This window comes from Methylotuvimicrobium sp. KM1, assembly GCF_044788715.1.
GTDB lineage: Bacteria > Pseudomonadota > Gammaproteobacteria > Methylococcales > Methylomonadaceae > Methylotuvimicrobium.
Map to the genome: position 1 here is coordinate 3346156 of NZ_CP173170.1, position 18363 is coordinate 3364518.

The 18363-nt window shown below is 45.8% G+C and carries 19 protein-coding genes; 4 read left to right on the plus strand and 15 right to left on the minus strand.

All coding sequences use genetic code 11. The features are described from left to right. Positions 1-6 precede the first annotated feature (6 nt). The 3 genes from ACINK7_RS14405 to ACINK7_RS14415 all read left to right on the plus strand — a co-directional run bounded on the left by ACINK7_RS14405 (position 7) and on the right by ACINK7_RS14415 (position 3771). Complete coding sequence (locus tag ACINK7_RS14405; RefSeq protein ID WP_404356199.1) at positions 7-2535, plus strand: DNA phosphorothioation-associated putative methyltransferase; 2529 nt, start codon at positions 7-9, stop codon at positions 2533-2535. A gap of 469 nt (positions 2536-3004) precedes the next feature. Continuing rightward, complete coding sequence (locus ACINK7_RS14410; RefSeq protein ID WP_341325802.1) at positions 3005-3277, plus strand: DUF1778 domain-containing protein; 273 nt, start codon at positions 3005-3007, stop codon at positions 3275-3277. Further along, on the plus strand, positions 3274-3771 hold the full coding sequence (locus tag ACINK7_RS14415; RefSeq protein WP_404356201.1) for a GNAT family N-acetyltransferase: 498 nt from the start codon (positions 3274-3276) through the stop codon (positions 3769-3771). Before ACINK7_RS14410 ends, ACINK7_RS14415 begins: the two co-directional genes overlap by 4 nt. 193 nt (positions 3772-3964) lie before the next feature. Here ACINK7_RS14415 and ACINK7_RS14420 read toward each other — a convergent pair whose 3' ends face one another. The 8 genes from ACINK7_RS14420 to ACINK7_RS14455 all read right to left on the minus strand — a co-directional run bounded on the left by ACINK7_RS14420 (position 3965) and on the right by ACINK7_RS14455 (position 8625). After that, positions 3965-4282 carry a type II toxin-antitoxin system RelE/ParE family toxin gene (locus tag ACINK7_RS14420; RefSeq protein ID WP_404356203.1) on the minus strand — a complete coding sequence of 106 codons (318 nt, stop codon included), beginning with the start codon at positions 4280-4282 and terminating at the stop codon, positions 3965-3967. Beyond that, positions 4270-4527 carry a type II toxin-antitoxin system Phd/YefM family antitoxin gene (locus tag ACINK7_RS14425; protein ID WP_341325805.1) on the minus strand — a complete coding sequence of 86 codons (258 nt, stop codon included), beginning with the start codon at positions 4525-4527 and terminating at the stop codon, positions 4270-4272. The genes ACINK7_RS14420 and ACINK7_RS14425 overlap by 13 nt, the downstream gene beginning before the upstream one ends. A 398-nt stretch (positions 4528-4925) precedes the next feature. Further along, the gene (locus ACINK7_RS14430) at positions 4926-5555 is read right to left on the minus strand and encodes a DUF799 domain-containing protein (protein WP_404356205.1); all 630 of its coding nucleotides are present in this window, start codon (positions 5553-5555) and stop codon (positions 4926-4928) included. Next, the gene (locus ACINK7_RS14435; RefSeq protein WP_404356207.1) at positions 5552-5950 is read right to left on the minus strand and encodes a DUF4810 domain-containing protein; all 399 of its coding nucleotides are present in this window, start codon (positions 5948-5950) and stop codon (positions 5552-5554) included. The genes ACINK7_RS14430 and ACINK7_RS14435 overlap by 4 nt, the downstream gene beginning before the upstream one ends. A 2-nt stretch (positions 5951-5952) precedes the next feature. Next, positions 5953-6636, minus strand: a complete 684-nt coding sequence (locus tag ACINK7_RS14440; protein ID WP_404356209.1) for a CsgG/HfaB family protein — start codon at positions 6634-6636, stop codon at positions 5953-5955. Positions 6637-6792: 156 nt separating this feature from the next. After that, positions 6793-7143 (minus strand): type II toxin-antitoxin system VapC family toxin, encoded by a 351-nt coding sequence (locus ACINK7_RS14445; protein ID WP_404356211.1) that lies wholly within the window; start codon positions 7141-7143, stop codon positions 6793-6795. 28 nt (positions 7144-7171) lie between these two features. Beyond that, complete coding sequence (locus ACINK7_RS14450; RefSeq protein ID WP_404356213.1) at positions 7172-7402, minus strand: hypothetical protein; 231 nt, start codon at positions 7400-7402, stop codon at positions 7172-7174. A gap of 668 nt (positions 7403-8070) precedes the next feature. Further along, the gene (locus ACINK7_RS14455) at positions 8071-8625 is read right to left on the minus strand and encodes a PD-(D/E)XK nuclease domain-containing protein (protein ID WP_404356215.1); all 555 of its coding nucleotides are present in this window, start codon (positions 8623-8625) and stop codon (positions 8071-8073) included. 318 nt (positions 8626-8943) lie between these two features. Between ACINK7_RS14455 and ACINK7_RS14460 the strand changes: the two genes are divergently transcribed. Next, positions 8944-10442, plus strand: a protein-coding gene (locus ACINK7_RS14460) for an IS3 family transposase (protein WP_404361448.1) whose coding sequence is annotated in 2 segments (ribosomal slippage) — positions 8944-9388 and positions 9388-10442 — 1500 coding nt in all. Because the reading frame shifts where the segments join, the coding sequence is not laid out codon by codon here. Positions 10443-10661: 219 nt separating this feature from the next. On the opposite strand, the gene ACINK7_RS14465 is transcribed toward ACINK7_RS14460, so the two are convergent. The 7 genes from ACINK7_RS14465 to ACINK7_RS14495 all read right to left on the minus strand — a co-directional run bounded on the left by ACINK7_RS14465 (position 10662) and on the right by ACINK7_RS14495 (position 18314). Continuing rightward, positions 10662-11675, minus strand: a complete 1014-nt coding sequence (locus ACINK7_RS14465; RefSeq protein ID WP_404356217.1) for an AAA family ATPase — start codon at positions 11673-11675, stop codon at positions 10662-10664. Positions 11676-11942: 267 nt separating this feature from the next. After that, positions 11943-12290 (minus strand): hypothetical protein, encoded by a 348-nt coding sequence (locus ACINK7_RS14470; RefSeq protein WP_404356219.1) that lies wholly within the window; start codon positions 12288-12290, stop codon positions 11943-11945. A 267-nt stretch (positions 12291-12557) separates the two neighbouring features. Then, a complete protein-coding gene (locus ACINK7_RS14475; protein ID WP_404356221.1) occupies positions 12558-12728 on the minus strand; it encodes a DUF86 domain-containing protein in 171 nt (56 codons plus the stop codon). Beyond that, positions 12668-12901 carry a hypothetical protein gene (locus ACINK7_RS14480; RefSeq protein ID WP_404361502.1) on the minus strand — a complete coding sequence of 78 codons (234 nt, stop codon included), beginning with the start codon at positions 12899-12901 and terminating at the stop codon, positions 12668-12670. Before ACINK7_RS14480 ends, ACINK7_RS14475 begins: the two co-directional genes overlap by 61 nt. Continuing rightward, a complete protein-coding gene (locus ACINK7_RS14485) occupies positions 12898-13191 on the minus strand; it encodes a nucleotidyltransferase family protein (RefSeq protein ID WP_404356223.1) in 294 nt (97 codons plus the stop codon). The genes ACINK7_RS14480 and ACINK7_RS14485 overlap by 4 nt, the downstream gene beginning before the upstream one ends. 697 nt (positions 13192-13888) lie before the next feature. Continuing rightward, a complete protein-coding gene (locus ACINK7_RS14490; protein ID WP_404356225.1) occupies positions 13889-16069 on the minus strand; it encodes a hypothetical protein in 2181 nt (726 codons plus the stop codon). A 4-nt stretch (positions 16070-16073) separates the two neighbouring features. Continuing rightward, positions 16074-18314, minus strand: coding sequence for a DEAD/DEAH box helicase family protein (locus ACINK7_RS14495; RefSeq protein WP_404356227.1), 2241 nt, complete (start codon positions 18312-18314; stop codon positions 16074-16076). Positions 18315-18363: the final 49 nt, after the last annotated feature.

The window sequence follows — 18363 nt, forward strand, 5'->3', positions numbered from 1 at the left end:
CGTTATATGATCGGCAAAAAAGTCCTCAACCATGTTTATTGGCATTTCAGCTTAACCGGCGAACAATCCCTCGAAGTTCAACAACGCATTACCGAAGCGGAGAACTTAAGCCTTTGCCGTGCTGAGCGCGATTACAATATCGTCAAATATGAAACCAACGGTACGGCCATATCCCTACTGCATTATCCAGATTTTTTCGACACCCCCTTCCCTGTCCTGGCAAAGAGTTATCGCATCGATTTAAACAGCAAACGAGTCGAAAAACGCAGCTATCAAGACTCATACAATCCCCCCATTCTGCACCGTAAAGAACTATTACTCGGCGAACAGCATCCCCGCACCCCGGAATACCGAGAACTCACCACTACCGCCGAACAACTCGGCCTGTTCGATAATCCGGTCACAATCGGCTTTAAACAAGCTTGGGATGCGTTGATTGCCGAAAAAGGTTTTCAGCTAATCGACGGACAATTCGTACCGATCGGCAACCTAGAAGTCGATATGCCAACGGACACCCTGGAAGATAGACCGCCCGCTTGGATTGTTCGACATTTGACCGCACTGTCTCGTAGTAATTTATCCGCACCGATGCAATGCTTGGCCCGACACGGATTTTTAGACGGCAACCTATCGGTATTCGATTACGGTTGCGGTAAAGGCGACGATATTCGCAACCTCAAAGCCAATTCGATTCCTGTCGCCGGCTGGGACCCTCATTACTCGCCGGATCAATCTAAGCAAGAAGCGGATATCGTCAACCTCGGATTCGTCATTAATGTGATCGAAGACTACCAAGAACGCCTGGAAGCACTCATCGGCGCCTACCGACTAACCCGGCAAATCTTGGTCGTTTCGGCGATGCTGTTCAACCAAAACGCATTGAAAGGGCAACCCTATAACGATGGCGTCATCACGCAGCGCAATACCTTCCAAAAATATTACACGCAAACCGAACTCAAAGAATTTCTGAGCGACACGCTAGACACGGACGCGATTCCTGTCGCCCCCGGCATTTTTTTCATTTTCAAGGATCAAGACGCCGAACAGCGTTTTTTATTAAACCGGCAACGCAGTCGCCGAAATATTTTGCGCGTACCGCAGCGTCCTTTCGGCCCGCCGCTGCCGAAACTGTCGCGGCGAGAGAAAATATACCAAACCTATCAGCATTTACTCGATCCGCTTTGGCAACAAACCTTAGCGCTCGGACGCCTGCCGGACAAAACCGAAATCCCGGAATTAATAGCGCTCACCGAAGCTTTCGGCACAGCCAATAAAGCCTTGCGCTTCATGCTCGACCAGTTTGAAGAAGATTTACTGGAACAAGCCCGGCAAAGCCGCATCGACGACTTTCTTACCTACCTTGCCTTGCAGACTTTTTCCAAGCGCAAACCTTATAAACACTTGGAAAGCGGCTTACAGCGGGACATCAAAGCTTTTTTCGGCGACTATAAAAACGCGGTGGCCTGTGCTCAATCGGTTCTATTTCAAATCAGCAATGCCGCATCGATCGAAACAACATGCCGCCACGCCACAGAACAAGGTTTAGGCTATCTCGATGACGAACACGCTTTGTACCTGCATACCAGCCTAGTCGACCGCCTACCGGCACTACTGCGCATTTACATCGGCTGCGCAACGGTATTGTATGGCGACATCGACCAAACCGATCTAATCAAGATTCATAGTCAATCCGGAAAACTGAGCCTGATGCGCTACGATGACTTTACCGACCAGCCTCTGCCGCGTTTGCTCGAACGCGTCAAAATCAATCTACGCGAACAAACTTTCGATCTGTATCAATACGGCGAAGAATTCGAGCCGACTAATTTGTACTTGAAATCGCGCTATATCAACGAAGAATTCCCAAACTACGCACAGCAATTACAGTTCGACGAACAACTGCAAGCACTCGATCTATTCGACCTGAGCGGATACGGCCCCAAACCGGACGAATTTCGCGAAACCTTAGCCAAGCATCGCTGGGAAATCGACGGCTTCGACCTGATCCGCAGCCGAAACCTTCCGAATCTCGACGACAACTGCGGCGGTTATTTGACCTATCGGCATTTGATCGAATGCGGGGAAACGCAACAAAACACCGGCATGCCGAATCTGCCCAAACAGCCGGACAGCTATAATGCGCTGTACGACTTGACCGTCAACATACTCGATCCTGTGATCGAGTATTTCGGCATGATTTGCCTGACTTACGGCTTTTGCTCACATGAGCTGGGCAAGCTGATCAAGAAGCGCGTCGCGCCGAAACTGGACCAACATGCCGCCCACGAACGCAACACCCGAAACAACCTGATCTGCCCTCGCCTCGGCGCTGCGGTCGACTTTATCGTCGAGGACGAAAACATGCGCGAAGTCGCCGACTGGATCGCCGAAAACACACCGTTCGACCGGCTATATTTTTACGACGAAAACCGGCCGATTCATGTCAGCTACGGGCCAGAGCATAAAAAAGAATACATCGACATGGTCACGACCGAATCGGGCAAACAAGTGCCGAGGAAAAGGCGGTTAGCCTAAATGAAGCTGGATGCTTTTCTGGTTCCCACGGACCTCCGTGGGAACCCATGCCTTAGCTGCCGCAACAAGATCGGTATGCATTCCCACGCTGGAGCAGTGGGAACGAGGAAAATGTCATAGCCTTCGTGACCTCGATACCTTATGTTACTACCCAGCTTCCCGACTTTACCTCACCTAGCGTTAGGTGAGAGACGATCAGGGGATCGCTCCCACAGAGCATCCGCCCCCTTGTGGGAGCGACGCCTTCGTCGCGATTTCGAAGTCGAGATTGTTAAGCAACAATAAATGGTATCGAGGTCACATTTTCTGGTTCCCACGATCCTCCGTGGGAACCCATGCCTTAGCTGCCGCAACAAGATCGGTATGCATTCCCACGCTGGAGCGGTGGGAACGAGGAACTTTGTGTTGACAACAACTACACACAACACTACCATTTGTATATCTATTGTAACCACATAAGGAGATCGCTATGCGCGCAGCTTCTATCAATCTACGTGCCTTACCGGAACAGCGAGATCTCATTGATCATGCAGCCAATCTGCTAGGCAAAAACCGTTCGGACTTCATGCTGGAAGCTGCTTGTGAACGTGCCCAGTCGGTTTTACTTGACCAAGTCTTTTTCGGCCTGGATACGGATCAATTCCAAAAGTTCACTGCAATGCTAGACGCGCCGCCGAAGCCCAATGTCGGCCTGGAGCGACTGATGGCGGTTAAGCCGCCTTGGGAAAATAATAAAGAATGAACTTGACGCTATCCGCACCTCAACCGCTTGCGCCCACACACCTATTGAATGATTTCGAGTGCGGTGAACATACACTGGATGACTGGCTCAAACGCCGAGCGATGAGCAACCAACTCAGCGGAGCCAGTAGAACGTTTGTGATCGTTGATGAAAGTGGGCGTGTGTGGGGTTACTACGCCATGGCTGCTGGCGCGATATCCCACCAATTGGCGACGAGTGCAATTCGCCGCAATATGCCTGATCCCGTTCCGGTCATGGTGCTTGGCAGGTTGGCCGTAGATCGCCGGACGCAGGGTATCAAGGTGGGCGCAGCCACGCTTCAAGACGCCGTAAAACGTGCGCTTGTCGTATCACAAAATACAGGAGTTCGCGCATTGCTCGTCCATGCCCTCAATGATCGTGCGAAGCAGTTCTACGAGCATTACGGTTTTCAGGAGTCGCCGCAGCATACTATGACTTTGATGCTACGTTTGAATAGCTACGCAATTTCTTAACGGACCGTTCAAATCTTTCTGGTTCCCACGGTTCTCGGTAGAAAAAGGAGAAAAAGGGGGCAGAAAAAGGGGTCAGGTTACTTTCTTGTCGCTTGTTCTTAACCCAATCAGAAAGCAAAAAGTAACCTGACCCCTTTTTGCATGACCCCTTTTTGTTAGGAAACTGAGGATTATTGGCTAAGCTAATTATTCATTATCCGCTTTCTTTCGCCCTATCCTCTAATAGGAATTTACGTAATTCACGCTCACTACGCATCACATAGAGGATATAAACAGTAGTTTTCTGTACACGATAAAATATCCGGCAGGGGCCTACTATTAACTCTCGATAGTTTGTGTCTTGTAGTTCCGGGGGACACCTGCCGGATTCCGGGAAATTTTTAAGGCGTCGGGTTGTTTTGAAGATTTCTGTGACTAATTTCTTAGTGGCACCAGGTTTATCTAAAGCGATGTACTCTGCAATCTCATCGATATCGTTCAGAGCAGGCTCGGTCCATTTTATTTGAGCCATTTGCTCATTTTCTCTTCCGCTTCCGATTCAGAGTATATTCGTCCTTCTAAAACTGCTTTTTCGCCTCTTGCTATACCCTCCAGGATTCGCATCCTATTCTGGATTCGTTCAAAGTCTTCAAAATCGACAAGATATGCAGATGGCTTGCCATGTTCGGTAATGAGTACAGGCTCTTTGGATTCACGCAAATCGGCAAGAATCCGGGTGGCGTGACGTTTTAGTGTGGTTACAAGCTCAGTCTTCATAAAAGTGATACTATTCTATCACTTGGCATTTTGCAAACTTGGATTCAAGTCATAAGCGCAATCGTAGTAGGCATGAGAATTTTTTCTGATTCCCTCGATCCTCCGTGAAAATCCATACCTTGGCTACCGCAACAAGATCGGTATGCATTCCCACGCTGGAGCAGTGGAAACGAGGAAAATGTCATAGCCTTCGTGACCTCGATACCTTATGTCACTACCCAGCGTCCCGACTTCGAAATCGCGATCAGGAGATCGCTCCCACAGAACATCCGCCCCCTTGTGGGAGCGACGCCTTCGTCGCGATTTCGAAGTCGAGATTGTTAAGTGACAATAAATGGTATCGAGGTCACATTAGCTAAGATATGCATTTACACGCTGGAACGGTGGGAACGAGGAACCTAAAACCGCTCATGATCCTTTTTGTGCTCGGGATGATAAGGCCCCGCCGGCAATCCTTTCGGAGGCGCAAAGGCCATGAAATTAGCCTGCCTCGCTAACGGCAAATAATCGGTAACCAATGCATTGATCGCGGCCGCGACCACCATCGCAATCGGATGGCCACCGCCACCGGAATCGTGCGTGTAAGTCTGTTGGTTTTCCCACAAAACCAAACCCGTTTTGGTATCTTTCAGAACATATTCCATCGTGACCACGACCGAAGAGGCCAACACCAAATATTTAGTACTCCATTCTTTGATCGTAACGAACAAGACCGCATCGGCGCCGAATAACTCAAAAAACCGGTCCACCGGCATTTGATGAATATGCCCGGCTTCCACGAGACCGAAATCACGCAGAATCATATCCGTCAGATAAACCGGAAAAACATAATAGCCCCTCTCAGCCAAAGGCCGGCTTATGGTACTGATAAAAACCGATTCCGCAGTGACTTCAGGAGACTCGTTGACGACCGGGACGACTAAAATCGACCGAGGCTGGTGCGCATAAAACGTATCGAGATCGAGCCGTTGACGCGGCGCGCAACCTGCCATAAGCAAAGCCCCTAAAATAATTGCACCCCATTTCATCGCTCTTCTCCGGCTAATTCCGCAGTCGGCAAATCCGCCGCAACCGGCTTCTCTTGCTGTTCGATACGTTCTATCAATTTATTCATTAAGGCCGTGGACTCAGGATAAAGCTCGCGTTCACGACGAAAATTCTCTATCGCACCCGCCTTGTCTCCGCGTTGATATAACACAAAACCATAATCCGCATATAAACCCGGCGGCACAGGCATGCGGTTCGCCTCTGCCTCGGTCATCGATTGCCGTAAATAAGCTTCGACTTGTTCGCCGCTGTTTTCGACATAACGGTCATAAAGCCCGTCTTCATAAGCCCCCCAATAAAACAATCCTCGAGGAGCGCAGCCGGCCAAAACAAAGACCGACAACAGGCACCAACTAATAACCCGTAATAGAACCATGGTTAACGAGGCCGGCTTTGGCGTCGCGCATCCAACGTTGACACCACATTATTGATCATGTTGACAATCGCGGCATCGATCGCCTTGCCTTCCAGAGTCGAGTCGAATCCGGCCGTGCCGCCGAAGCCCAAGGTGCTGGTAGCCGACATCGTCGCATCGCCGCTGCCTTCTTGACTGTAAAACACTTGACCGGTTTTCGGATCGACCAGGCGCAATACGACACGAGCGCGAGCCCGCTGGGTTTTTTCTTTACCCAACAACCAAACGCCGCCGGTAGTATCGCGTCCCAGCTCAACCACAGAGCCCATGATCAAGGCATCGACCCCAAGCAAATTTTGCTTGAACTGCTGCTCGGTCGCGCCCATCAATTCAGCCTCCGACTTGAGCCTTCCGATGTCTTGCCTTTCCACGATGTTGAAACGCTGCGTCGCCATCAAGTGCCGCGACAAAATATCCGCGGCTTGTTTGCCGATCCTATCGCCGGAAGCATCTGTAAACAAACCGCTGCCGTAAATCGATTCATTGGTAAAACGAGACACGGCAATGGTCATCCGTTCTTCCGGCGCTAATGGAGCGACCACGACTTGTGGCCCCTTGTCGACGACATCTTCACTAATACCGCGACTGACACAGGCAGCCAAACTCAGCGCCGACAATGCAACTGCATATATAACAATTTTTTTCATCAATTTACGCGAGAGCCCCGGAACTTCAGCCGGTTGGGATAGCGCCCGCCCTCAGGCGGCCTGTCTCGCTTTCTCCTTTGGATTCAATGCTATCTTCATTTCAAATAATCGTATTCGCGCAACCCAGAACGCGTGCCTTTAAAAAATAAAAAGTCACTAAATCAAGTTTACCGGATAGTTGGCAAACACCCGATCAGCACTGACGAAATGCATTTGCTCTTTGACGCTTTGAGCGATCAATAGCCGGTCGAATGGGTCTCGATGCGGGGATGGTAAATGACCAAGAGCCTTGATATGCTCCAATTCGATAGGGAGTAATTGCAATCCATTGTAACTTTGTTGAGTGCTAATCAGAGTTTGCAAACTTTCGCTAAGTTCGAGCTTCCCGAGTTGTTGTTTGATCTGGATTTCCCAGGCGGATACCAGACTAAGAAACAGAGCATTATTTTCGTCCTGACAGCATTCAATGCCGCGTGGGACAGATTTTCCGGCGTATCGTTCAGCCAAAGAAAAACATGAGTATCTAGCAACAGATTCATACGTCATTACCCAACCAGAAGTCGTCCGGCAATACGTTATCGAAATCCTCGCTGATTTTTATTTTGCCGCGAAATTGTCCAAACACCCGCTTTTTCTTTGGCTGTGGCTCGGTAACATCCTCCAGCAATACAATTACCTTAGCTTTACCTGCTCTAATTGAATCCGGCAATTGTAAATGGATTTGATGCTTTTCGTTAATTTCAGTTGATAGTTCTAAAGCCTGCATAGTCATGTGCTCGTATTTTGATTGTGCCCAGTCTATTCTTTCTGCATAAAATAGTTTCAATAACGCAAACAGGTCATCGACCTAATCGGATATTACAGTACTGTAAGCCTAAAGCCTGTCTTTGATAAAATCTACTCATCAATATTCAAATTAGACAAGGGCTTCGAATCTGCGAACTTTCACAGTAATTTTCGAATAGCAAACACCTTAGACTCGACTCTACCAATACTTCAATTATCAAAAACCAACCGTTATCTGGTTCCCACGGTCCTCCGCTCATCGTTATACATAAGTCAAAAATTACTGTTTTGCAATCTTAGCTAATGAGGCTTCGATACCATTTTTGTCGCCCAACGTTCCCGACTTCGAAATCGCGATCTGGGGATCGCTCCCACAGAGCATCCGCCCCTTGTGGGAGCGACGCCTTCGTCGCGATTTCGAAGCCACTGATGTTCAATATCCGCAGATTTATCAAACAGCACCGTTTCCAGGTATACGACGAACTCTGTTTAGCAAGTTTACCGATACTTGTGTATAACGGCGAGCGGTCCTCCGTGGTAACCCATACGCTGGCTGCCGAGGCAAGACCGGTATGCATTCATTCCCACGCTGGAGCGGTGGGAACGAGAAAATCCTAAGTTTTGGCCGGAATAACTAACAAATATCAATTAAACCGCTTCCCACTCAAAATGAACAATATTCCGCTCAGATTTATCAAACTCGATACCGATTAACATCACCTGAAACTCACCGGTAGCGTATTTTCGCCAATATTTTCTTGCCTTGATCTGCGCCAGTGCTCGCCCCGACTCGCGCTTTCCCTCCAGTACTTTAAATTCAATAATAAAAATCTTTTCAGCCAACTTGACGGTCAAATCAACCCTACCCTGGTTAGTCACATCTTCCGCGATCACATTCAAACCCAAGGCCGCCAGACAACAATAAACGATAGACGCATAATAACCCTCATAGCAAGCCAATTGATTTTGTCGATACCAATCATGAGGAATCGCGGCAAACAACGCAGCCAAAGCCTGTTGTAATTGTTCCGGATCGGCCTGCTCCAAAGCCTTATAAATACGCATCTGCTGACGCGTCGCCTGCCCCGATTGCACCAACTCCCGCAATAAATGACTATTCAGACCAGCCTTGACCTCGCGGTTTGGATAAGTCAGATGATAAAAACGCTCACCGCCCAAATCCTCCACCCTGTCAATCGTCAAATAACCGGTCTGAAATAATAGATTTCCTGATTAGCAAGTTTCTTCAGCTAAAGCCCAAAGATCAGCATATCCTTAGCAGGACGGGGTTCGCAAGCCATGCGCGTCAAGCTAAAAACGGCCAACACACATCACGCTCTTTCCCAAGCTCCAGCTTGTGAAAGCCCCCCCGGAAGCTCCAGCTTCCTGAGACCGACACAACCTCCGCACATTCTCAATCAACCCCGGCCCTCCTGTGCCAATATGACCTGAGACACCGACCCCTCGGAAATTAGAGTATAAAGGTAGGCCAGAATCATGAGCAAATCAAAAGCAGAGACCATGGAATCACCACAATTAACTGCGCCGGAGGTCGCGTTGGAAGACGCCCGTAGGGCGGCTGGAAACGCGACCTCCGGCGCGCGGCCCGATCCGGAGGTGGTTGCCACCGCCCAGCGCCGACAATTTACCAGCAGCGACAAGCGCCGCATCCTGGATGCCGCTGATTGCTGTACTCAGCCGGGTGAGATTGGCGCCCTATTACGCAAAGAAGGGATTTACTCATCCCAATTAGCCACTTGGCGCAAACAGCGTGCTGCCGATCAGCGTGCTGCCGATCAGCGTGCCGCGCTGGCGCCGCAAAAGCGCGGGCGCAAGACCGATCCGGCTCAGGCCGAGGACCGTCGTGTGCGCCAACTTACCCAGGATAATGAGCGCCTGCGTCGTAGACTCGCTCAGGCCAATGCCATTATTGATGTCCAAAAAAAACTTTGCGTCTTGTTCGGACTGCCGACGGACGAGACGCCGAGCGAGTCCAGCTGATGCAAGCCCTTAACCAGTTGGCCCCGGAGGTCGGCCTGGCTCCGGCTTGTGCAGCCCTGAATTTGAACCGCAGTTCGGTCTATCGCGAGGATGCCCGTCGGCGCCACCTGGCGCCTGTGTCGGTAACGCGGGTGCCCCGTCCGTCCGCCCCGCTGGCTTTCTCGACTAATGAGCGGCAGCAACTCCTGGAGGTGCTTAACAGCGAACGCTTCGCCGACTGCTCACCGTATTTTGTTTATGCTACTCTGCTGGACGAGGGGCGCTACATCGGCTCGGTGCGCACCTTGTATCGTGCTCTGGAAGCGGACGGCCAGTCAGCGGAGCGTAGGCGCCAACGGACGCACCCGATCTACACCAAGCCGGAACTCTTGGCCACCTCGCCTAACCAGGTCTGGAGCTGGGATATCACGAAACTCAAAGGCCCGGCTAAATGGACCTGTTTCCACTTGTATGTGATCCTGGATATTTTTAGCCGCTATGTCGTTGGCTGGATGGTCGCCCCGCGGGAAACCGCCGAACTGGCCGAGCAACTGATCGCCGAGACGGTGGCCAAGCACAACATCCCGCCGAATACACTGACGCTGCATGCCGATCGCGGTTCCAGCATGCGCAGCAAGCCCGTGGCTGCCTTACTGGTCGATCTGGATGTCGCCAAGACCCATAGCCGGCCTTATGTCTCGGATGACAATCCCTATTCCGAGGCCCAGTTCAAAACCCTGAAATATCGGCCTGATTTCCCCGTCCGCTTCGGATGCCTTGAGGATGCCCGCAGCCATTGCCAACGCTTCTTCCCGTGGTACAACCAGTCCCATTGCCACTCGGGCATCGGTTACATGACCCCGGCCACCGTCCATTTCGACCAAGCGGCTACGGTATACCAAGCACGCGCAAAAACCCTGGAGATTGCCTTCCTCGCCAATCCAAAGCGATTCAAAGGAAAGTGCCCTTTGCCACCCAGCTTGCCTAACGCCGTTTGGATTAATCCGCCTATAAACACAAAGGAGAACCTCGACCCATAAATACACAACAATTAGACACTAAATAAATCAACTTGGTGTCTCAAAGTCATTGACACATTCCGGGCTCGCTCGTTCAATCTTTCTTGATTGTCGGGAAGCTAGAGCTTCCTGAACAGGTTACCCAAGCTGGAGCTTGGGTAACAGCATATTTTAGTTTTTGCGACTACGACTAGCCCCTGCTCGGACACTTGGCTTCGGCAAGCTGAAGCATCTTGCTAATCAGGATAGATTTTCAAGCGTGATGTCATCGATATCGAAACGGCTGAGCATGGCATCGTCGACAACCAAATTCTCTAAATCGGGAATGGCATATTGCCGCTCCCTAACCAAGCGAATCAAAAAATCCGGGCTACCGCTCTCGAACCAGTAATTTTTGAACAAACGCTGTTCCAGATACAGCAACACATCAAACGGGTTATAGACCTTCTCGCCCAAGAAGTTATAGCCGTTATACCACTCGGCCAACTGGCTGAAATCCACGCCGAACAAACGTTCGCTAAACACCGATTGAATTTCCGCCAAGGTATAGCCGCATAATGTGGCATAGCGGCCATCCAACGAAATATCCCGTAAATTGTTCAAGCCACTAAACAAACTGACTTTGCTGAATTTACTGACACCGGTAAGCAACGCGAACTTGATAAAGGCATCCCTATCCTTGATCACCGAATAAATGTTGCGCAAGCCTTCCCTAATCGCAACGGCCCGCTCCAAATATTCAATATTGTCCAAAATCGGCTTGTCGTATTCATCGACCAACACAACAACCCGCTGTTGAAATTGATCCGCCAGTTTTTTAATCAGCTCGGCAAAACGATTCGCCAAATCATCATGATGCAAATCAACCCGATACAACTCAGCCGTCTCGTCTAAAATAGCCCGAAAACGTTCATCCAACATAGCAGCGGAATTCACGACACCCCCGCCGAAACTGATATGGATCACCGGATAATTCACCGACCAATCCCAATGATTCTGCAAAAACAAACCGTCAAATAGCGCTTTCTCACCGGCAAAGAGGGATTTCAGCGTGCTAACCAACAACGATTTGCCGAATCTTCGCGGGCGCGCCAAAAAATAAAATTTGCCCGAATCAATCAGCTCGGCAATTAGAGCCGTTTTATCGACATAATAATGTAAGTATTCAGACCCCGTTGGCAAATTACCGCAATTCAGGCGTAATTGTTGGCCGCCCCCTTTGAAAAGGGGCGATACATCAGGGTCAGGTACCAATTAAACGTAGGCCAATTTAGTATCATTTAGCTCGTACCTGACCCCAGTTATTAGCAATCAATCAGCTCGTGCTTTACATCGCCTATTAGCTCGCCTTGCAAGTAATCTTCTTCGGTAATTAAGTCTGTAACTTTCGGCTTCAACATGGCATATTTTTTTTGGATAGCGATTTTTTTCGTTCATGGTCTTCGCTAGTACCGGCCATGGTTAAGAACCCAGGTTATTTGAAGCTTAATACTACCTGTTTCTCCCTAAATTACACCTTCATCAATTCTCAAAAACCAATCGTTCAGAAAGCGCATCGTATAGTTGACGTTGAATCATTACAGGAAGCCTCTCTATACGATTCAAAATGTCATCCATGCTCATCTGATCAATATGCGATATTAGCTTGCTCTCGATCATTTGCAGCGACTGCCGCTCTGATTCTTTCAGCTCAATCGGAGGGTTATTGATTGCTTTCAAAAATTTTTCAGTCTCGAATTTCGTTAGAGCGTCTATATTTTCCAACGAAAAAAACTGCTGTTGCCAACTTTCGACCTTTGATCGCCTAAGCGCCTCGTTCAATTGAGCATATCGAACATGCACCGAATCCAAATGGCGCTCTACTTTCATTCGATCATCGTTTGAAGATAACTAGGGGTTCATAGTCTGACCTCAGTTATTCCGGGATGCTTCCCTTTGTTTGTACTGCAACCACAATCCTTTATGTGCTGGTGTTTAATGACTTGATCTTTCAGGCTAGAAACAGTTTCGTTATTTTGATCCTACCTTTTATTTACTTGGAAACCCTAACTTGAGAATTTAGCGTAAAATATAGACCTGCCCCTGCTCCACTGCCTCAATTATCCTGCGTAATAAAATCTACTGTATGCGCTTAGCTTATAGTTTTGGTTGTTCCATTATTGTTTCGAGTGCTTGTTGCAATGTATCGAGATGGGTTTGCACTGTTTCCCAGACCATCACAGAATCAACGCCCAAATACTCATGTGCTAAAACATTGCGCATACCGGCAATTTCTCGCCAAGGCATATTAGGTTGTTCCGCCAACAAGGTTTCAATACCAAAGTCCTTAAGCGCTTGGCCGATGATTTCCAGATTGCGAACACTGCATCCTGAGTTTTTCTATCGGCCAAAAACCCAGTTAAATCGTAGCCTTCGATATAAGACTGAATTAACTCGATGCTTTCCAATGCCGCAGCAATGAAGATAAATCGATCTTTCATAACGCTACAGCTTCTTGCAAAACCTGCTGGCGTAAGTATTTGTTCAATGCGCGCTCGCTGACTATATCGACCTTTCGGCCCAGTGTCGTCGATAGCGCATCAATCAGGCCAACCTGATCCAATAGAGTTGAGCCAGGCAGAAAATCGACCAATAAATCAATGTCACTGTCATCGCGCTCTTCGCCGCGCACCACGGAGCCAAACACGCGGATGTTGGTTGCGTGGTAATGCTTGGCAATTTCCAGAATACTGGCTTTTTGCTGCTGTAACATTTCATATAATTCAGTCAAGTTATATCCCCTTGGTTATGACGGTTTGCAGGTGCGAAACCATCTTACAGCGTTAGGCATGGCAATTAAAGCCCACGATAAAAGACGGAATGCCTAGAGGCGAGTAGCCACGAAGGGTACACAAAACCAAAAGAAACCAAATGGCCGCAAACGTGATACCAACTCAAATAGGTATGCGACTAACTGAATAGCGGCGCATGATTAAGCTTTCAATCCTACCGCTGATTCCTCGCTTGCTGAGCCGCCTCTTTACGGTGTTGTTGTACCTGCAATCGTCTTCGTAAAATAAATTGGGTTCAAATTCAGAGAGCTTGGCCTCCCAATACTTTGCACCAGAAGCCATACCAACTTGAAATAACGAAATGGAAAAGCCTGCGACACAACCCAAAAAACTTACCACGGGTATTGAGTGGGCGGACTGAATAACCCCAGCAAGCAACACCCCTTGGAATATCATACTTTTTATTTATTTGAAAGCCCTAACCTGAGAATTTAGCATAAAATATAGACCTGACCCTGCTCGCGTCGCTCATCACTCGCTAATTAACCCAGAGCGAAGCAGCGCGCATGGGGTCAAGTCTTTTAATTTGGTATCAAGTCTCGTTTATGCAAGCACATATTTGCAAAATTCAAGACCCGTAGCTCATGAGAATTTAGCATAAAGTATAGACCTGACCCTGATCGCGTTGATTACTTCTTACCGAATTATATTCATCTGCCATTTCCACTGATGAATTGCATCCATTGCTACGGTGTCGGTAAGCCATACGGCTTTTTGAATGATTTTAACGTATTGGCTGTTTGATAACTCTAGGTTACAGAGTTTTTTACACATATCAATTAAGCTGCTATATGGTATAACTGTTTTACTAAATAAATTGCCGTTGCGATACCAAGACAATTCCTTAATTTGCGTTTTGACTAATGCAGCATAGAAATATTTAGAATAACTTAAATTGAGCTCCATATTCACGTATTCTCGAAAAACATCGGCTTCAACAATAATATCGGAGATGGCCATAATATTTTTGATAATCTGCATAATAGCTTTGGTGTCCAATTCTTTAAAAGCCTTTTCAGGAGTGGTATAGACCAAGTGATCGACTCGAACTACTTTACCTTCTTCTATTAAATTATGGATATAAAAAGTGGCATGATTTATACTTTTGCTTCTTAGCCGTTCCGCTATTTCTTGTTTGGTCAGAGCAGTTTTCGATTCATTAAGTACTTTAATTATGACATCAGCTTGTGATATTAACGATACTTCTGAATCAAGACTTACGCTGTCGGTACCAGATTTGCCATTAAAATAAAGTCCATATTCTTCTCCATATTCTCTGACAAGATGGCGTAATGTAAAGTATTTAATTTCACTTCGACTATCTTTGCTTTGGTAATAATAATCGTGTAAATGTAGGGTACTTATCTCATGCAGTTTCATATAATCAAGCAAATTCTGCATAATTTCAGGAATATCAAACTGCTCAAGGTCAAGAAATATTAAATTTCGATAAGTACCTTTAGAACTTAAATAAACATACTCAGAATCACTAAATGCGTGTGGTGTTATTCTTGTTTCGTCAAATAGTGTTGATAAAAAACCTTTTTTATTGATTATCCTGGCGATGTCTTTCCAAGGCAATCCTTCGGGATGAAAAGTTAAGGCATGAGCAACTGCTTCTGCTTTACTTAGTTTTTTAGGGGAAATACCCTGCTCAGATATTTCGATTTTACCGAATTTTCTTAGTTGCTTAATACCATGAATTGCTGCTGCTTTACTATAGCCATAATTTGACATCAGATCATTAACAATTATTTCTTTTGCGACTGGTGATGGATTCGCGCAAAAAATAGGGTTAAGGATTTTACTGCTGATTTCTGGCATCATTATTTCACGGATACTACCCCTTTTAACTTGGCAACAAATTTCTATAAATTCGTAGAATAATTTATCTATTGCGAAACAATTAGCCAGATTGGGTAACAAAACCGATAAATCATCGGTCATTTTTTCACGGATGTTTGCCCATAAAACTTTTGGTTGTATCCTAAAATTTAAAGTTAAATTAGTGTTGATGGATTTTTCATATTGTCGTATTCGTTCTCTTGTTAAGCTATAACGGTTCCCAACTTCTTCAAGGGTTTCATGTTGTTGATTAAATCCCCAACGTGATAGGGCAACATCCATTTTTAATTCATCTTGTGCCCACAAATAGCCTTCAATGTCCTCTATCAAAATATTATCTATTTCAGCAAACTCGATAAACACTATTTCACTCGAAACAAAAAAACCCCTTTGTTTTATAGTGTGGTCAACTATGTTTTCGGGTAATGCTACAAGCTCGCTTGTTATCTTTTCTTGCAAATCATTTATGGCTGTTAGAAATAAAGCACCGAATCCTGCCTGTTTTGCTAAATTAACTGTGTCAAGATTTAATAACTCATTTACGTTGCGGATATCAATTTTTCCTTCATAATACTTCTCTAACTTTTTTAATTGCTTAGTTTCTACTTCAGTTAAAAAGCCATAATTTACATAAAGTTTTGAAAGAATATTTTTGCTTGGTAATTCGATTTTTACGGCTGCTTTTTTATACTCAAACTGATCTGTTTTTACTGGGGAAAGCGCATTTTGTAAATTCATCAACAATTCAACGTACAATTTACCTACGCCAGGTATTTTTGAAAAATCAGCAACATCAATATCAATTATGTTCTGAACCGTTTTAACATGGTTAATTACAGACGAAATTCTTTTTATAAGCTTTTGGTATTTTGGCGATAAATCAAGCTCATGTATTGGGGTTTCAACATCGTAGCCACTATTAGGTGATGTAAAAACATCATCTATAAAAACAGGCTCGGCATTGTCAGCCATAGAGCTATCCATAATTATTTTTGTTCTGCAAACAATGGAAAAAGCGAAATTCTGAGTTAAACACTTTTTTAATTTCCGCCCTGTCTTCGGAGGAAAGTGTTAATAAATCGTGCCGTGTTTTAATAAGGCCTGAATATTTATCAATGAGCAACGATTCTTCGTTTATATCGAAAGCCTTTGTATTAGAAGATACCGCATTTCCAATGGGTTCTGTAATAACTTGATGGATTGTTTCAACCGATTTATTTTTGCTTATCAAATAATTTTCTAATTCACTTTCATTGCCCAGTAAAAACTTAACTTCTGGTTCAGAACAAGCCAATAATCCGTTATATTGATTAGCTAAACTGATAGCCCTAAAAGTTGGACAAATATTATTTTGTTGATAAAACTGCAAGGCATAATCCAAGCATAAGTTACGAAAAAAACTTTGATCGTACTGTCCTGTTAATGCTGCTTCCAAATAACCAAAATACGAGTCAAAGTGTGTAGCAATTTGGTCGGTAGTAATGTCAGCCAGAACGCTTTCCACTTCATTCAGCGCAGGGATATTGTTGTAATCCTCGTAATATCTTCTCAATACCTCAATGGCTTGCATCCGCGACTTTAGCCGATATTGCAATTCTTCTATCAATTGCAAAACTTGTGCGGCGGATTGACTGTAATTCACTTCTAACGATGAATTATGTACTGTTTCTTTTGTATCGCGTGGAGCTGGTTCCCAATTCTCCGTTTCAACAAGGATGCTATTTACCCTTTTAGTTAGTTGATGCACTTCATTCAAGCGTTCTAATGAGCCAACAAAATCTAACACATGAACATAGTCTTTGTTCGGCGTTTTGCGTAGACCTCTGCCTAGCTGTTGCAACCAAACTGTATGTGACCCTGTATAACGCATAAAAACCAGTAGATTAGTTTCTGGTATATCCACGCCTTCATTAAACAAATCACGCACTAAAATATAACGATAACTGCCTTCGCGAAAATCACGAATGTTTTGCCAGCGCTCTTGATCCGTCATTTTTGAATGGACGAAAGTCGCACTACCCGCAGGGAAAAATTGAATGAGGTAGTTTATATGATTGATACTACGGCAAAACACAATACCTTTAAGATTTTGAATTTGTTTGTCTTGTACGGTTTTCTCTATAATGCGGACAACTTCTTCATCTTTTTTATGCAGGAAAAGCCGTTGGTCTAAGTCGCTAATCGACATGCCCTTATCGAGCTGATCTATACGGGATTGATCCAAGTCATCAAGTAATACTAGATATTTTGGGAATGCCAGTTTGTTATGACGTAATGCCCACGCCAAATCATATTTGCCGACATGCCCCTCGGATCCACCAAAAAAAGCTAGAACATCTTTGTCGTCTTCACGAAAAGGTGTTGCGGTAAGGCCTACCAACAATTTCGGATGAAAATGATCAACAACCGTGGCGTAAGTTCTGGCGGGTGTATGATGAGCTTCGTCAACAATCACTACGTCAAACGTTTCTTTTTGCAGTCCAGCTATTTTGCTAAACAGGGTGTCGAAACTGCCAAACACAAAATCGGTATCTTCTGGATTGGCACCACCAAAGCAAGCAGAAAATGAATAAGTGCCAATACCCAACACGTTTTTAAACGCGGTAACGGATTGCAATAAAATTTCAACTTGATGGGCTAAAAATAATACGCGCTTAACTTTGCCTTGTTGCAATAGTCGTTTGACCAAATGGGCGACGGTATATGTTTTTCCCAGGCCAGTTGCCATTTCGATGAGCAAGCGATTTTTACCATTATTAAAACGTGCCACACTCTCGTTAATAACTGTTTCTTGATATGTTCTTGGTTTAATTTCCCGCCCAATTTCAGAATGCTTTTCGATCCAAAGATTTTGTAGGGAATCACGATCAATTAATTCGACTCCCAGCCTTAGCGCCCGAACCTTTACTTCCGATGTAAAATAAGAGTTTGTTACTAAAATCATATTGGTGACATTCGCAAGTTTTGCACCAGTCACTAATTGATTTAGGGCTTTTATATCAACGGTTATCCCTACTGTCCTTTGTTTAACTTCGATAGCAAATTTACGTTTGGCTTTGTAGGCAAAAATATCAACACCGCCGTCACCGTGCTGAAATTCTTGCCCTACTTTGGTGATGATAGCATCACTCCAGCCAGCAGCAACAAAAACATCACGCACGAAAATTTCGAAGTCGGAGGGAGATAGTGAATCAATTTTTTTGAAGTCAGTAATCATTCGTTACCATAAAAAACAACCAGCATTTATAGGGGCAAAAAGACCAGAG

What these genes read in the sequence shown, in the direction of transcription:
- ACINK7_RS14405 (WP_404356199.1), top strand. Translation starts at nt 7, where the DNA reads ATGATCGGCAAAAAAGTCCTCAACCATGTTTATTGGCATTTCAGCTTA.
- ACINK7_RS14410 (WP_341325802.1), top strand. Translation starts at nt 3,005, where the DNA reads ATGCGCGCAGCTTCTATCAATCTACGTGCCTTACCGGAACAGCGAGAT.
- ACINK7_RS14415 (WP_404356201.1), top strand. Translation starts at nt 3,274, where the DNA reads ATGAACTTGACGCTATCCGCACCTCAACCGCTTGCGCCCACACACCTA.
- ACINK7_RS14420 (WP_404356203.1), bottom strand. Translation starts at nt 4,282, where the DNA reads ATGGCTCAAATAAAATGGACCGAGCCTGCTCTGAACGATATCGATGAG.
- ACINK7_RS14425 (WP_341325805.1), bottom strand. Translation starts at nt 4,527, where the DNA reads ATGAAGACTGAGCTTGTAACCACACTAAAACGTCACGCCACCCGGATT.
- ACINK7_RS14430 (WP_404356205.1), bottom strand. Translation starts at nt 5,555, where the DNA reads ATGAAATGGGGTGCAATTATTTTAGGGGCTTTGCTTATGGCAGGTTGC.
- ACINK7_RS14435 (WP_404356207.1), bottom strand. Translation starts at nt 5,950, where the DNA reads ATGGTTCTATTACGGGTTATTAGTTGGTGCCTGTTGTCGGTCTTTGTT.
- ACINK7_RS14440 (WP_404356209.1), bottom strand. Translation starts at nt 6,636, where the DNA reads ATGAAAAAAATTGTTATATATGCAGTTGCATTGTCGGCGCTGAGTTTG.
- ACINK7_RS14450 (WP_404356213.1), bottom strand. Translation starts at nt 7,402, where the DNA reads ATGCAGGCTTTAGAACTATCAACTGAAATTAACGAAAAGCATCAAATC.
- ACINK7_RS14470 (WP_404356219.1), bottom strand. Translation starts at nt 12,290, where the DNA reads ATGAAAGTAGAGCGCCATTTGGATTCGGTGCATGTTCGATATGCTCAA.
- ACINK7_RS14480 (WP_404361502.1), bottom strand. Translation starts at nt 12,901, where the DNA reads ATGAAAGATCGATTTATCTTCATTGCTGCGGCATTGGAAAGCATCGAG.
- ACINK7_RS14490 (WP_404356225.1), bottom strand. Translation starts at nt 16,069, where the DNA reads ATGGCTGACAATGCCGAGCCTGTTTTTATAGATGATGTTTTTACATCA.
- ACINK7_RS14495 (WP_404356227.1), bottom strand. Translation starts at nt 18,314, where the DNA reads ATGATTACTGACTTCAAAAAAATTGATTCACTATCTCCCTCCGACTTC.